Here is a 14,352-nt window from a genome sequence, read left to right as displayed (position 1 = left end):
TTCAAAACTCCTTAAAATCTTCACTATTATACCATGAAAATCATTTTGATTCAATATGTAAGGTTACTTTTCTTTCCTTGGGACAATACTTCAAGACCTCGATCTTTTCAGGATGGGTTTTGGTATTTTTACTGGTCAAATAATTCTGACTCCCACAGCTGGTGCAGGTCAATTGAACTTTAATTCGCACGTACGTCTCTCACTTTCAAATACTTTCTAAATAAGAATAAGAGGAACATCAAATCGGTAAAAGCCAAAAGGGCTGTACCGTAAAATACCCAATGATAGCCAAAATGCATGAAAATACTCGATCCCATCATTGGTCCTAATACACCACCTAAGTAATAAAAGAGCTGGTTGTAGCTAAAGATCCGAGAAATCCCTTCAGGGGGGGTTAAACGATTCAATAATGCAGAAACTCCTGGTAGTAGGGCTCCTGTCCCGATCCCAAAGAGGAAGCGTAAAATCCCTAATTGAAGGGGTGATTGCGCTTGGGCACAAAGGATATAGAGACAGCCACTATAAAGAAGGGCGATTAATAAGAGCCGGTGATTCCCGATTCGGTCTCCGAGTTTTCCCATCCAACCGGAAAAGAGCATACTAGAGACTCCCATAGCTGAAACAATCATCCCCGATACAAAGATCAGGTTATCTCTTTGTCCCAAAGCCCGCACATAAAGAGGCAGGATCGGAGAAATAGATTGGGCGATCATTTGGATGGTCATGCTGGTCAAAAAGAGGCCCAAGAGGATATCTTTTTGCTGAATGGACATGAGCAACTGCCAACTGGATTTTTGTTCTTCTTTTGGAAGGGGCTCGTACTCTTCCTCAATACCCCAGAAGGTTAAGAGGGAAACCAAAAATAAGAAGAAGCCGACCAAGAGAAAGACATTGCGCATTCCCAGATTTTCGGCAATGAGTCCTCCAATCAAAGGACCCATCAAGGTTCCAGCCACGACACCAGTCGACAAGGTCCCTAGGGCATAGCCAGATTGGTCCTTGGGAACTTGACTGGCAATCAGGGCTGTACTATTGGGAACAAAGCCTGAAAAGACCCCATTGAGCAAGCGCAGGACCAAGAGCCAAAAAACTGATGGAACAAAGGCAATGCCTCCCATGGTCAGCGTCATGGCAATGGAGGCTCTAAGCATCATGGGTTTTCGACCATAGCGGTCGGCTAAGCTCCCCCAGATGGGAGACATGATCGCAGAGGTCACAGAAGAACTCGCAACAGCTATGCCAGCATAAAAGGGAACAGCCTTGCCCGTAACACCCAACTCTTCCACAAAGAGGGCCATAAAAGGAACGACTAAAGAAAGGCTGGCTCCGATGAAAAAGCACCCGATCCAGGCAATATATAGATTTTTACGCCAATTGATTTCTCTTGTGATAAAATCATCTTCTTTCTAATTGTTGTAGAGCTTGTTGTAGGGCTGCATCTAATTGGGCATAGAGGGCAGCAAGATCGCCATTATTGTCTAAGACCAGATCTGCATGGGCTCTTTTTTCATCTAGCGGCATTTGAGACGCGATGCGTTCTTGGGCCTGCAGTTCTGATAAGTGGTTGCGTTCCATCAGGCGCTTGAGCTGGGTTTCTTTTGATACAGCTACCAACCAGACAGATTCAAACCACCCTTCATAGTGCTGCTCGATTAAGAGAGGAATATCCATAAAAAAGAGATCGGATTGTGCAGCTTGTCTGTCTCTTACCTCAGCTAGAGCCTCACGAATAAGCCTTCCTTGGACGCGATTGGACCAGTCTCTTTCACTAGGGTCTGAAAAGATCCGCTGACCCAAAGCGACGCGATCCAACTCTCCTTCTTTGGTAAGGATCTCTCTCCCAAAATGATCCACTAGGACACGGTAGAGGGCTCCTCCTGGTGCTTGCAAATCATGAACCACTTGATCAGCATCAATGACAGGATACCCTTTTTCTCTCAGATAGGAGGTCACAGTGGACTTTCCTGAAGCAATCCCTCCTGTTAATCCGATGATTCTTGCCATCTAGTTCTCCTTTTGGCAGTGGGGGCAAAAATGGGTTCCGCGTCCCCCCAGCTGGATTTTCTCAATCGGTGTCCCGCAACGCAAACAAGGATGGCCTGTTTTCCCATAGACCTGGTGTTCTTCCTGCATGGTGCCATCCTCGCCAAAAGCATTGCTGTAGGAGCGAATGGTGGAACCACCCTTTTCAACAGCCTGAGCAAGCACGGCAATCGTTTCTTTGCGAATTGCTTTGGCTTCTCTAGCAGTCAAGCTTTGACCCAAACGGGCTGGATGAACCTTGGCTCGATAAAGAACCTCATCCACATAAATATTGCCCAAACCAGCCACTAATTTTTGGTCTAAAAGAGCTGATTTAATGGGTTTCTTTGATTTTTTAAGAGCTGCTTGGAAGGCTGGTTCTTTAAAATCCGCTTCTGTTGGCTCTGGACCAATTTTTTTCGCCAAAAAATAGCTGTCTATAAACTCAGGCACTAAGACTTCCATAGTCCCAAACTTGCGGACATCTTCATAGACCAGGGTGCTACCATCTGTAAAATGAAAGAAGACATGGGCATGTCTGCGAAGAGGAACCTCGTCTGGATAAAAGAAATACTTGCCTTCCATCCGCAAATGCGAGATGAGGACCAGATCCGTCAGATAAAACAAGAGGTATTTCCCACGGCGCCCCATGGCTCGAATTTCTTGACCTGGAAGATCTTGACAAAAAGCATCTAGATCCGTCTGAATCATCTTTGGATACTTTACTTCCACGGACTGGATGGTTTTTCCAAGAATTAATTTCTCAAGACCTCGTCGAACGGTCTCTACTTCTGGTAATTCAGGCATAGAACTCCTTTCAAAAACAAGAAGCAGGCTTCTGCCCACCTCTTCTTAATATTCTTTTTCGTTGTATCCGAAATCGGCAAGATCCAATTTCTTATCCCGCCAATTTTTCTTGACCTTGACCCATGTTTCTAGGAAGACCTTGTCTCCTAGCATGAGCTCAATATCCTTACGCGCAAGGGTTCCGATCTTCTTAAGCATGGCGCCGCCTTTTCCGATGACAATACCTTTTTGGCTATCGCGCTCGACCATGATGGTTGCACGGATATGGACCTTATCTGTCTCTTCATCCCGCTTCATAGAATCCACCACTACTGCCACAGAGTGGGGAATTTCTTCCCGCGTTAAATGCAAGACCTTTTCACGGATCATTTCAGAGACCAAGAAGCGCTCTGGGTGGTCAGTGATTTGATCGGCAGGGAAATATTGGAAACCTTCTTCTAAGTTTTCACTTAAAATATCAATCAAACGCGAAACATTGTTTCCTTGGAGGGCTGAAATCGGCACGATTTCCTTGAAATCCATCTGACTACGGAAGTCATCGATTTGCGCCAAGAGTTGGTCTGGGTGCACCTTGTCGATCTTATTGACCACCAGAATAACCGGCACCTTAGCAGCCTTGAGGCGCTCGATGATCATGTCATCGCCCTTGCCACGCGCTTCATCTGCTGGCACCATAAAGAGAACCGTATCCACTTCTCGAAGGGTGCTATAGGCCGACTCCACCATGAAGTCTCCAAGAGCTGTCTTGGGTTTGTGAATCCCTGGGGTATCGATAAAGACGATCTGTTCCTTATCCGTCGTATAAATCCCCATAATCTTGTTGCGCGTTGTCTGCGCTTTGTCACTCATGATGGCAATTTTTTGCCCCATGACGTGGTTCAAAAAAGTTGACTTCCCAACATTGGGACGTCCTAAAATGGCTACAAAACCTGATTTAAATGTCATATTATCCTTTCACGAGGGCATACTCCCTCTTATCCAAATACCAAGGCCCAGAATTTGGGCACAAAAATCACCAGTCCTGTCAGTAGGGCAAAGCCTGATACGACGAGGACTGCTCCAGCTGCCATGTCTTTGGCATTCTTTGCCAACATGGAGAAATGGTAGTTACTAGCTAAATCCACCACATTTTCAATGGCTGAATTCATAATTTCAAACGCAATCACCAAGGTGATGCTGAGCAATAAAAAGAGCCATTCTGTCGCAGAAATCCTAAATACCAAACCAGCAAGAATTGCTACAAGGGCTGATAAGGCATGCTTGCGCATATTGCGCTCTTCTTTGATCGCAGTGAAAATTCCTGTTATCGCAAACTCCAAGCTTGAAGTGAAGTCCCGATTTTTCCATTTTCGCTTATTGTCTTGTGAGTCCATAGGCTGTCAAAATCTCTTCCTGTAAGCCAAACATTTCCTTTTCTTCTTCCGGCGTATAGTGATCATAGCCATTGATGTGAAGAAAACCATGCACTGCTAAAAATCCCATTTCGCGCTCAAAGCTGTGGCCATATTCTTCGGCTTGCTCACGCGCCTTGTCAATTGAAATAAAGAGCTCACCAATATAGGTATCGAATTCCGCCATCATCTCTGCCAATTCTGGATTTTCTGCAAGGTCTTCCTCGTCAAAAGAAATCTCCATCTCTGGCTTGTATTCTAAACTGATGACATCCGTCGGACGATCCGTATCACGGTATTCAAGATTTAGTTCATGACTGCGTTCATTGGTTACAAAAGTCACAGCCATTTCCTTGTCTTCTTTCCCAATTTTTTGAGCAGCAAATTCTAAAATTTCTTGCGTTTGTTTTAAGATTTCGTCAGAGACTTGACCAGTCTCATCTACCATTTCAATATACATCTGGATCACCTCACTACTATCACTTTATTATATCACAAAAACCAGCCTATATACTAGATACAGGCTGGTTTTCAATCTTTTTCTTTGCAGGACAATCTTACACCACTGTTTGCTGGATGGCATTCATCTGGGCATAGATCCCGCCTTGTGCAACCAGTTCCTCGTGTCTACCACGCTCCACAATGCGTCCTTCAGATAAGACTAAGATCTGATCCGCATCTTGGATAGTGGACAAGCGATGGGCAATGATAAAGGTGGTCCGTCCCTTTTGCAGGACTGCCATAGCCTTCTGGATGATTTCTTCTGTTTCCGTATCGATGTGAGAGGTTGCCTCATCCAAAATCAGAATTTGCGGATTCATATAGAGCGTCCGCGCAAAGGAAATCAATTGGCGCTCACCACTTGAAAAGGCGGATCCTTTTTCTACGACTGGATGGTCGATTCCCTTTTCAAGACGCTCTACAAAGGGCCAAGCCCCGACTTTTTTCAAGGCATCTTGGACCGCCTCCCGATCAATGTGATCCTGACTCATGGCCACATTACTAGCAATGGTTCCTGTAAATAGATAAGGATCCTGTAGGACAATCCCCATATGGCTTCGTAGGCTCTCACGAGAGACTTGGCGAATATCTTGACCATCGATCAAAATCGCTCCTTCTTGAGGATCATAAAAACGATAGAGCAGATTCATAATCGAAGACTTACCCGATCCAGTATGGCCCACAAGAGCGATGGTTTCCCCAGGACTAGCCTGAAAGGCAATATCCTGCAGAACTGGCTTGCCTTCTTCATAAGCAAATTGAACGTCGTCAAACACGACTTCTGCCTTTTCTATCTTCAGTTCCGATGCACCATCGGCCTCTAACGGTTGGTCTAAGAAAGCAAGGACGCGACTCCCCGTTTCTAAGGATCGCCGAATATTCGGAAATTGACGACTAAGATTGGCCATGAGATCAAATAGATTAATCACATAGTTAATATTGATAAATAAGAAACCAGCCGTCACACCGATATTACCCTCTAGGAAAGAAATCCCAGCGATAGTCAAAATGCCTGCAATCACTAAAAACTTGAGCAATTCCGTCAAGGTCCAAGAAGCAATGGAATCGGCTAAGAGGATTCGATCATTAGCTCCTAGCATCTTCTGAGTAGTGGCTTCAAACTCCTCCACCACACCAGGCTCTTGATGATAGAGCTGAATCATACTGGCACCATGCAAGAGTTCATTGACCTGGGTATTGACCTCGCTTCGCGCATCAAAGAAATCCTTCATAGGCTGGTCCGTCATGACCTTGTACAGATACTGAATCCCATAGAAAATCGGAAAGACCAGACACAAGAGTAGCCCCATCATAGGACTCAAGTAAAAGAGAATCCCTAGGATAAAGAGGAAACGCACCAAGTAGATGACTAAAATCATACAAGAGTTATAAAACTGGGTCCGCAAGGTCTCCGTATCATTGACAATTCTTGTCGCGATCTTCCCAGCCGGCTTATCATCAAAATAAGAAATAGGCAGTCCTTGCATGACTTGAAAGGCTTGATCTCTCAGATTAGCGGTTACTTGATTACTTCCATGTAGCAAGATCCGATTGCCCATGTAGCTTATCAGCTGCCCTAGGCTCAAGACCAAGAGATAAAATCCTCCCATCTGAAGCAAGTCCCCTTGCCCGCCACCGTGGGTCAGTGCAGTCAAAGGTCCATCGATCATCTTTTGGAGAAGAAAGGGTGACAATTCAGAAAAAATAGTGGCTAGCAAGAGGCAAATAAAGCCAGCAAGAAAGACAGTTGGATAAAGTGTGATCCTCGATAATAATCGTTTTAAAACTTTCATATTATTCTCCTTCCTGTTTTTGTTGCCGTTGGTATTGTTCATAATACCAGCCCTCTTGAGCCAATAAATCACTAGCTCTTCCTTCTTCTACAATACGACCTTGATCCAAGACGATGATCCAATCCGCCTGATGAACAGCAGACAAGCGATGAGAAACAATGATGGTCGTCTTGTCATTTCGTTCTTTTTGAATCGTGTCAATGATGGCCTGTTCAGTCTTAGCATCTACTGCCGAAAGGGAATCATCTAACAGCAAGAGCTCAGCATCTCTTAAGAATGCACGCGCCAGGGAGATCCGTTGTTTTTGACCTCCTGATACAGAGACCCCTTTCTCACCGATCAGGGTGTCCATTCCCTGAGACATCCGCTCGAGATCATCCACAAAAGCAGCTTGGGCTATCGCTTCCACCAAGTCTTCTTGGCTGGCTCCTTTTTTACCAAGCGCTATATTCTCACGGATAGACTTGGAGAATAAAATATGTTCTTGGGAAACATAACCAATTTTTTCTTCAATCGAGTGTCGGTTGTAGTCCACGATCGGTTGCTGGTTGATCAAAAACTCTCCCTCACCAACTGGGTACTGCCGCAAGAATTGTCGAACAAGGGTAGTCTTTCCTGCACCGGTACGACCAACAATCCCAACCGTCTGTCCTTTCTGAATGGTCCAATCAATGCCTAACAGGCTCTTTCGCTCAGCACCGGGATAGCTGAAAGAATAGTCCTTAAACTGCACCAAATCAATCTGCTCTAAGTAATGAGAACCATCTGGCTCCAGATCATCCGTTTCATCAATCACTTCTTTTAATTTTTTATAGGACATTTGCCCTGTCTGGTAGACCAAGATCAAGTCCGCCATCATCCACATAGGCTCAATTAAAAAGACCAAATACAGCTGTAAAGCCAATAACTTGCCAAGGCTCAACTGCCCGCTTGCCAGGGACTGGCCTCCAAATAGCAGGAGCAAGACCGTCGAGAATCCAATAAACAACAGGGCTAAAGGTCCAAAAGAATATTGGATAGAAGCAATTTTATCCCCTGTTTTGGATAGACTGGCCGTTTTTTTCTGAAACTGTTTGACCTGCTGGTCCCGTCTACTATAGGCCCGCATGACCCGAATTCCTTCGATCGACTCCAAGACTTCATCATTCAACTGAGCGACCGCTTCCCGGTTTTGCTCAACATACTCCTCCTGCTTTCTACTCAAAAAATAGGTAGAGACGACGAGGAAGATCATGGGAATAAAGGAAATCAAGGTTAATTGCCAAGAAATGAAAAACATGGTCGGAATAATAAAGGCAAACAAGCCACCGCCAAACAGGAGCACCATCATCCCGTAACCAGCCATATCGGCCATCCCATCCACATCTGTCGTAAAGCGCGTCAAGAGATCTCCTGAACGGAATTTCTCAAAAAAGGGACGCCGCATAGATACTAACTTACGAAACGCTTGTCCCTGAAGGGTCGCCTTGAAATGGACTGACGACTGAAAAAGTCGCAACTGCCAATAAAAAGCCGTCAGGTAATTGAGGATGGCTGATCCTACCAAGAGGACCATATCCCATACAAAGTTGGATTGCGTCAGCGTCTGCTGACTCAAATGATCCACTAAGCGCTGGATGACTTGCGTCGGGATCAATAAGGTGTAATCATAAAGAATCAGGACCATAGCGATCTTCACATATCGCCACTTGCGCTCCCTGATATACTCCCAAATAGCTCTGATCATATATTCTCCTTTTCAAAATGGCACAGAAAAACCCAAGCAAGGAGCTGAGTACGTGCTCAGTCCACACTTGGGCCTTCTGATGCCTATCACCAATTCAGTTAAGGCAGGTAAAAATGCATACAAAAAACCCAAGACAGACTCCTCCATCTTGGGTTCCATTTATAGTTTACATCGAACTCAACTGAGATTGGAGAAGCTGTGTATTCAATTGTGTCATCAAAACATCTACTTTGTTCATGATGGTTTTCTCCTTTCTCTTTGTTGTTCTAACTTTACCACGTATTTCCTTGCTTGTCAACGTTTTTTTGAAAATTGTTGAAAAAAGCGGACTTTTGAAGATGGACTCGCAAAAAAAGAAGCCTAGATCCTCTCTAAGCTTCTCTCTTCTGCTATGCTAGTTGCCGGGATTGAACCGGCGACCTCATCCTTACCATGGATGCGCTCTACCGACTGAGCTAAACCAGCAGTACCTATCTACTATATCATGGAGATAGGTCTTTTGTCAATATCCTGACTCATTATTCTGCCAAATATTCTTCCTTAGTGAGGACATAATGAACTCTCGTCACCATTCTCCCTTCTTTATGCAAGTCTAGCATCGCGTAGGGCTCCTCGTGAGAATATTTCATCCCTGATTTGGCCATCACCCGTCCAGAAGCTGGGTTGTCCTGATCATGAACAGCAATGAGCTTGTTCATCCCTAATTGTTCAAAAGCCAGGGCAATGACTGCCTCGGTAGCCTCTGTCGCAAGACCCTGGTTCCAATAGTCTTTATTCAGAACATAGCCGATACTCCCCTTCTTCAGACAAAGATCCAAATCCAGTAAATCAATCGTCCCGATAAATTTTCCATTTTCTTTGAGCTCGATCCCCCATTTTCCAAGTGGGCTCGCTAGGTAAAAGAGGGCAATATTATTACGCGTCTCTTCTAGACTTTGATTGGTTGGAAAGGTATAGCGCGTAACTGTCTCATCAGAAGCATACTCAAACATAGCCGGTGCGTCTTCAAGAGTAACCGGACGCAAGTGTAAACGCTCTGTCTCCACTTCACGATAAGCCGCTAACTTCACATATAAATTTTCCATTTGACACTCCTTCTTTAGGAATTAGTTTAGCAAATAACCTAAAGGAAGGCAAGGTCAAATTTTTCTTGCTTTTTAATCCACTTTTCTATACAATATAATCAATCAAAACAATCGGATAAGGAGTGAAAAGGTCATTGAGTCAAGAGAGCAATCTCACACCAATGGCCTTTTTACACCTAAATCTGAGCAAGGAGGAAAGAATGCTCATTGGAATTCCTAAAGAAATTAAAAACAACGAAAATCGGGTCGGTTTGACACCTGCAGGCGTACAAAGCTTGGTCAAGAAAGGTCATCACGTTTTGGTAGAAACAAATGCTGGACTTGGTTCTGGCTTTGCGGATGAAGATTACACGAAGCAAGGGGCAACCATCGTTGCAACTGCTGCAGAAGCTTGGGCAGCTGAGATGGTGGTCAAAGTCAAAGAACCTCTTACTGAAGAATACGGCTTCCTTCGCGAAGACCTCTTGCTCTTTACCTACTTGCATATGGCTGCCGCACCTGAATTAGCGGACGCTATGGTCTCAGCTAAAACAACTGGGGTGGCCTACGAAACCGTTCGAGATTTAGATGGACAGTTGCCACTCTTGGTACCAATGAGTGAGGTTGCTGGACGGATGGCCGTGCAAATCGGTGCTCACTTCCTGACCAAACAAGAAGGTGGATCAGGGGTCCTCTTAGGTGGGGTGCCAGGTGTTCCTAAAGGGAAAGTTACCATCATCGGTGGTGGGGTCGTTGGAACCCACGCAGCTCGGATCGCCCTTGGACTTGGTGCCCAAGTGACCATCTTAGATATCAGCGCTAAGCGTTTGGCAGTTCTGGAAGATGTCTTTGGTCACCAAATCCAAACCCTTATGTCCAACCCATTTAACATTGAAGCCAGCGTCCATGATGCTGATGTTGTCATCGGTGCTGTCTTGATTCCTGGGGCTAAAGCGCCTAAATTAGTGACAGACGATATGGTTAAACAAATGCGTCCCGGTTCAGTCATCGTGGACGTAGCTGTGGACCAAGGTGGGGTTATTGAAACAGCAGACCGTGTCACAACGCATACGGAGCCAGTTTACGAAAAGCATGGCGTGCTCCATTATGCCGTTGCCAATATCCCAGGGGCTGTCGCTCGTACCTCTACTATCGCCCTTACCAATGTGACCCTTCCTTATGTCGAATCCCTAGCTGACAATGGCTTCCACAAGGCAATTGCCCTCGATGAAGGCTTGCGCCAAGGGGTCACCACTTACCAAGGTCACATCACAAGCCAACCCGTTGCTACCGGTTTAGAGCGTGACTTCACACCAATTGATGAATTGGTTTAATTTCTAACATAAAAAGGGCAAAGATCCGATGATCTTTGCCTTTTCTTTTATTCTGCTTCTTCTTCCACATCCGGTTTTTCTTTGACGACTGGATTCGGAATGGGTTCGTAGGCCCGGATAATCTCTGCTACTACTGGATGACGAACGACATCCTTGGCAGAGAAATGCACAAAGTCAATCTGAGAAATGTTCTTCAATTTCTCCTGGGCATCAATCAAGCCGGATTTGACATTTCGAGGAAGGTCAATCTGGCTAGTATCCCCATTGACAATCATCTTGGAGTTAAAACCAAGACGTGTCAAAAACATCTTCATCTGCATGATGGTGGTATTTTGCGCTTCATCAAGGATGACAAAGGCATCGTCCAAGGTCCGCCCACGCATATAGGCCAAAGGGGCAATCTCGATAATCTCCCGCTCCATCATCCGAGTTGTTTGGTCTTTCCCTAAAATCTGGTAAAGAGCATCATAGACCGGTCGTAGATAAGGGTCCACTTTTTCCTTGAGATCCCCTGGAAGAAAACCAAGGCTCTCTCCAGCTTCTACAGCAGGACGCGTCAAAATGATCCGCTTGACCTGACCACGCTTGAGGGCAGTCACAGCCAAGGTCACTGCTAGGAAGGTTTTCCCAGTCCCCGCTGGTCCAATCCCAAAAGTGACATCATGATTCTTGACACTATCCACATAGATCTTTTGACCAAGCGTTTTAACCCGAATGGGCTTGCCGTAACTATCCTTGATAATCTCTTCTTCATAGAGAGCGATGAACTTATCCAATTCACCATTTCTCACCATGGTAATGGCGGTCACCACATCCGGCGTTCCAATGGTCATGCCACGGTTGACGAGGACCAAAAGAGCCTGGATGACTTGACGAACCTGCTCGCAGCTTTCTTCTTCCCCAATGATTTGGACAATTTCTGTCCGGGCATGAATAGTCACCCCAAATTCTTGCTCCATCAAACGAAGATGGCGTTCGTTAGATCCAAACAAATGAAAGAGATCGTCTGGATGCGTTAATGTAATTTCAACTGAATGTTCTTGCAAATAAAGAACCTCTCTACCTGTGTTTTTCTATTATTATAACAAAGAGGCCGAGAAAAAACCATCCTCGACCTATCCTTCTCTAGTGGGCTTGGTATTCTTCCCAAATTGCATCAAAATCACCAAGATTAAAGGAAAAGCTGGCATGCTCTTCTAGATAGCGGCTGACCTCGTCGAAGTCATCTGTATGCTTGGGAAAAGCAGACTCGTGAAATGCAAGATCTGCTAGAATGGCTTTAGGAGCATTGCTTTTAGGATTGCGCTCCGTCATCAACCAAGTATAAAATGATTTTCGCATAAGCCTCCTCTTAGATCAACTCTGTTCCAAACTGGTCTTGCTTGATTTTTTTGGCCTTCATCAAACCACCCAAGGCCTTTTTGAACTGGCCTTTTGAAATCCCAAAAGTTGCTTTGATTTCTTCTGGAGAGGACTTATCATTCAAAGTCATAAAGCCACCATTGGCTTCCAAATAGGTCAAAATCATTTGGGCATCGTTTTCCAACATTTCAAACGAGCGTGGCTTCAAAGATAGATTCAAGGTCCGATCTACCTCACGGAATCCAATGACCCGGGCATCTAGGACTTGTCCCAAGCGTGGTTCTGCATAGCGCTCACTCGGATGAATAAAGCCCAGCATATTGTTCTCTGGAAGGTAAACAAAAGTCCCAGACAATTTCAAGCGATAGACAATGGCTGGCCAGTTTTGGTTTTGCATATTGTTGTAGGCTGGACGAGCCAAACGCTGGAAATCTTCCTGATAGGCTAAGATCCCCCAAATACGATCTTTCTTATCGACTTCTAAGCGAATATAGAGACGATCGCCCTTTTTAGGCCATAGATCTTTGATCTCCGGTAGGATATCTAGTGAGACAACAATCTGCTTATCTGGAAGCCCTGTATCCACAAAGACACCCAGATCCTTGCGCACTTCTGTGACCGTCCCCCAGCCAAAGCTTTCTTGAGTTGCAGTGACTTCAAGTGTCGTGAGTCGGAGCTTTTGCTTCATATCCGCATAGGCAAAGCCCTTGACACTTTCTCCAACTTGATGCGGGCCTTCTGCTTTATCAAGTGCGTAGGTTTGGCCATCTTTTTGAACAAAATAGAAGCGATCATTTTCATCAATGACCATTCCCATGATGTAGCTTGCTAGATTCGTATTCATGTTTCCTTCTTTCCTCTTGCCTCTTCACAAGAATAATGGAAATAAAACCCAGCCAGCAGTGCCAACTGAGTCTTTCTTTCCTGTAGTGGTTGAGATGGATTAAACTTCCATCAATTCTTTTTCTTTGTGAGCTGTCATTTCATCTACATGTTTGACCGCATCATCCGTTACTTTTTGGATCTCTTTTTCAAGACCTTTCAATTCATCTTCTGTGATTTCTTTTGCTTTTTCTTGTTTCTTCGCTTCGTCCATCGCATCACGGCGGATGTTACGGATCGCTACCTTAGCATTTTCACCTACTTTTTTCACTTCTTTTGCCAAGTCACGACGAGTTTCTTCTGTCAAAGCTGGGATGACCAAGCGGATAACAGATCCATCATTGGCTGGAGTGATACCAAGGTCAGATGCATTGATGCTGTGCTCGATGTCTTTCAAAGATGATTTATCAAATGGTGTGATCAGCAAGACACGCGCTTCTGGAATCGTGATAGATGCCAATTGATTCAATGGGGTTTCTACTCCATAGTATTCTACGAAAATACGATCCAAAAGACTTGCATTTGCACGTCCAGCACGGATGCTACCAAATTCACGTCCCAAACTTTGGTGAGACTGGGTCATTCTTTCTTTTGCTTTTTCTACGATTGGGTTTGCCATAATCTTCCTCTATTTTCTATTATTTTTCTACGTTATTCGATACGGTTGTACCGATATTTTCACCAAAGACAACGCGTTTGATATTGCCTGGTTCATTCATATTAAAGACAACCAAGTCAATGTCGTTGTCCATGGAGAGAGTAGAGGCTGTTGAGTCCATGATGCGAAGACCTTTGTTGATCACATCACGGTGAGTCAATTCCTCAAATTTCACAGCTGAAGCATCTTTTTTCGGATCGGCATTGTAAACACCATCGACCCCATTTTTGGCCATGAGAATGGCATCTGCTTCAATCTCAGCTGCACGAAGGGCTGCTGTCGTATCTGTTGAGAAGTAAGGAGAACCGATCCCTGCACCAAAGATCACGATCCGATCTTTTTCAAGGTGACGAAGGGCACGACCACGGATATAAGGTTCTGCGACTTGTTGCATGGCAATCGCTGTTTGAACACGGGTATCCACGCCAACTTGTTGAAGCGAATCAGCCATCACAAGAGCGTTCATGACAGTACCGAGCATACCTGTGTAGTCTGCTTGGACACGATCCATCCCTGCTTCAGCAGCAGGTTCTCCACGCCAAAGGTTTCCCCCTCCGATCACCAAGGCAATTTCAATTCCAAGTTCATGAACTTCCTTGATTTCTTGGGCCATATTTTGGACAGTTTTGATATCGATTCCGACACCACGTTCGCCAGCAAGAGCCTCACCAGATAGCTTGATTAAGATACGTTTATACTTAGGTTCTACCATTTTCTCTCTCCTTTTTTGATCTGTATTATTTTACCATAAATTACGCTTTTTATATAGTCATATCCATCAAAATTTTCTTTTTTCCATCCGATTAGTTTTA

16 protein-coding genes and 1 tRNA gene are annotated in these 14,352 nt (G+C 44.8%); 1 reads left to right on the top strand and 16 read right to left on the bottom strand.

The window, feature by feature from the left end; genetic code table 11:
• Positions 1–40: 40 nt before the first annotated feature.
• The 11 genes from rpmG to ABVF55_RS04045 form a co-directional block, all read right to left on the bottom strand.
• A complete protein-coding gene (rpmG, locus tag ABVF55_RS04095; RefSeq protein WP_003005699.1) occupies positions 41–190 on the bottom strand; it encodes a 50S ribosomal protein L33 in 150 nt (49 codons plus the stop codon).
• Entirely contained in the window at positions 180–1,379 is a 1,200-nt protein-coding gene (locus ABVF55_RS04090; protein ID WP_367890659.1) for a multidrug efflux MFS transporter, read from the bottom strand. Before ABVF55_RS04090 ends, rpmG begins: the two co-directional genes overlap by 11 nt.
• 16 nt (positions 1,380–1,395) lie before the next feature.
• Positions 1,396–2,004: a dephospho-CoA kinase gene (gene coaE / locus ABVF55_RS04085; RefSeq protein WP_340279830.1), complete on the bottom strand. Its 609-nt coding sequence runs from the start codon at positions 2,002–2,004 to the stop codon at positions 1,396–1,398.
• Positions 2,005–2,829 (bottom strand): DNA-formamidopyrimidine glycosylase, encoded by an 825-nt coding sequence (mutM, locus tag ABVF55_RS04080; protein ID WP_445285578.1) that lies wholly within the window; start codon positions 2,827–2,829, stop codon positions 2,005–2,007.
• Between the two features lie 45 nt (positions 2,830–2,874).
• On the bottom strand, positions 2,875–3,774 hold the full coding sequence (gene era / locus ABVF55_RS04075) for a GTPase Era (RefSeq protein ID WP_006595864.1): 900 nt from the start codon (positions 3,772–3,774) through the stop codon (positions 2,875–2,877).
• Between the two features lie 29 nt (positions 3,775–3,803).
• Positions 3,804–4,202: a diacylglycerol kinase family protein gene (locus tag ABVF55_RS04070; protein ID WP_003008202.1), complete on the bottom strand. Its 399-nt coding sequence runs from the start codon at positions 4,200–4,202 to the stop codon at positions 3,804–3,806.
• Positions 4,183–4,680, bottom strand: coding sequence for an rRNA maturation RNase YbeY (ybeY, locus tag ABVF55_RS04065; RefSeq protein ID WP_003005431.1), 498 nt, complete (start codon positions 4,678–4,680; stop codon positions 4,183–4,185). Before ybeY ends, ABVF55_RS04070 begins: the two co-directional genes overlap by 20 nt.
• Positions 4,681–4,777: 97 nt before the next feature.
• A complete protein-coding gene (tetB(46), locus tag ABVF55_RS04060) occupies positions 4,778–6,514 on the bottom strand; it encodes a tetracycline efflux ABC transporter Tet(46) subunit B (protein WP_445285577.1) in 1,737 nt (578 codons plus the stop codon).
• A 1-nt stretch (position 6,515) separates the two neighbouring features.
• Positions 6,516–8,240, bottom strand: coding sequence for a tetracycline efflux ABC transporter Tet(46) subunit A (gene tetA(46) / locus ABVF55_RS04055; RefSeq protein WP_445285576.1), 1,725 nt, complete (start codon positions 8,238–8,240; stop codon positions 6,516–6,518).
• Positions 8,241–8,632: 392 nt separating this feature from the next.
• Positions 8,633–8,705, bottom strand: a tRNA-Thr gene (locus tag ABVF55_RS04050).
• A gap of 53 nt (positions 8,706–8,758) precedes the next feature.
• Positions 8,759–9,325 carry a GNAT family N-acetyltransferase gene (locus tag ABVF55_RS04045; protein ID WP_445285575.1) on the bottom strand — a complete coding sequence of 189 codons (567 nt, stop codon included), beginning with the start codon at positions 9,323–9,325 and terminating at the stop codon, positions 8,759–8,761.
• A gap of 200 nt (positions 9,326–9,525) precedes the next feature.
• Between ABVF55_RS04045 and ald the strand changes: the two genes are divergently transcribed.
• The gene (ald, locus tag ABVF55_RS04040) at positions 9,526–10,638 is read left to right on the top strand and encodes an alanine dehydrogenase (RefSeq protein ID WP_445285574.1); all 1,113 of its coding nucleotides are present in this window, start codon (positions 9,526–9,528) and stop codon (positions 10,636–10,638) included.
• 47 nt (positions 10,639–10,685) lie between these two features.
• Here ald and ABVF55_RS04035 read toward each other — a convergent pair whose 3' ends face one another.
• The 5 genes from ABVF55_RS04035 to pyrH form a co-directional block, all read right to left on the bottom strand.
• Positions 10,686–11,684 (bottom strand): PhoH family protein, encoded by a 999-nt coding sequence (locus ABVF55_RS04035; protein WP_445285573.1) that lies wholly within the window; start codon positions 11,682–11,684, stop codon positions 10,686–10,688.
• A gap of 79 nt (positions 11,685–11,763) precedes the next feature.
• Positions 11,764–11,979: a YozE family protein gene (locus tag ABVF55_RS04030; protein ID WP_003005127.1), complete on the bottom strand. Its 216-nt coding sequence runs from the start codon at positions 11,977–11,979 to the stop codon at positions 11,764–11,766.
• 10 nt (positions 11,980–11,989) lie between these two features.
• Positions 11,990–12,844: an RNA-binding virulence regulatory protein CvfB gene (gene cvfB / locus ABVF55_RS04025; RefSeq protein WP_445285572.1), complete on the bottom strand. Its 855-nt coding sequence runs from the start codon at positions 12,842–12,844 to the stop codon at positions 11,990–11,992.
• Between the two features lie 99 nt (positions 12,845–12,943).
• Complete coding sequence (gene frr / locus ABVF55_RS04020) at positions 12,944–13,501, bottom strand: ribosome recycling factor (RefSeq protein WP_003005165.1); 558 nt, start codon at positions 13,499–13,501, stop codon at positions 12,944–12,946.
• Between the two features lie 19 nt (positions 13,502–13,520).
• Positions 13,521–14,252: a UMP kinase gene (gene pyrH / locus ABVF55_RS04015; protein ID WP_003005706.1), complete on the bottom strand. Its 732-nt coding sequence runs from the start codon at positions 14,250–14,252 to the stop codon at positions 13,521–13,523.
• Between the last annotated feature and the right edge of the window lie 100 nt (positions 14,253–14,352).

It is taken from the genome of Streptococcus sp. KHUD_012 (assembly GCF_052588255.1).
Note: the sequence above shows the minus strand (reverse complement) of the source record. Positions and strands in the feature narration are given on the sequence as shown.

What these genes read in the sequence shown, in the direction of transcription:
- era (WP_006595864.1), bottom strand. Translation starts at nt 3,774, where the DNA reads ATGACATTTAAATCAGGTTTTGTAGCCATTTTAGGACGTCCCAATGTT.
- ald (WP_445285574.1), top strand. Translation starts at nt 9,526, where the DNA reads ATGCTCATTGGAATTCCTAAAGAAATTAAAAACAACGAAAATCGGGTC.
- pyrH (WP_003005706.1), bottom strand. Translation starts at nt 14,252, where the DNA reads ATGGTAGAACCTAAGTATAAACGTATCTTAATCAAGCTATCTGGTGAG.
- ABVF55_RS04070 (WP_003008202.1), bottom strand. Translation starts at nt 4,202, where the DNA reads ATGGACTCACAAGACAATAAGCGAAAATGGAAAAATCGGGACTTCACT.
- ABVF55_RS04030 (WP_003005127.1), bottom strand. Translation starts at nt 11,979, where the DNA reads ATGCGAAAATCATTTTATACTTGGTTGATGACGGAGCGCAATCCTAAA.
- ybeY (WP_003005431.1), bottom strand. Translation starts at nt 4,680, where the DNA reads ATGTATATTGAAATGGTAGATGAGACTGGTCAAGTCTCTGACGAAATC.
- frr (WP_003005165.1), bottom strand. Translation starts at nt 13,501, where the DNA reads ATGGCAAACCCAATCGTAGAAAAAGCAAAAGAAAGAATGACCCAGTCT.
- ABVF55_RS04045 (WP_445285575.1), bottom strand. Translation starts at nt 9,325, where the DNA reads ATGGAAAATTTATATGTGAAGTTAGCGGCTTATCGTGAAGTGGAGACA.
- cvfB (WP_445285572.1), bottom strand. Translation starts at nt 12,844, where the DNA reads ATGAATACGAATCTAGCAAGCTACATCATGGGAATGGTCATTGATGAA.
- mutM (WP_445285578.1), bottom strand. Translation starts at nt 2,829, where the DNA reads ATGCCTGAATTACCAGAAGTAGAGACCGTTCGACGAGGTCTTGAGAAA.
- coaE (WP_340279830.1), bottom strand. Translation starts at nt 2,004, where the DNA reads ATGGCAAGAATCATCGGATTAACAGGAGGGATTGCTTCAGGAAAGTCC.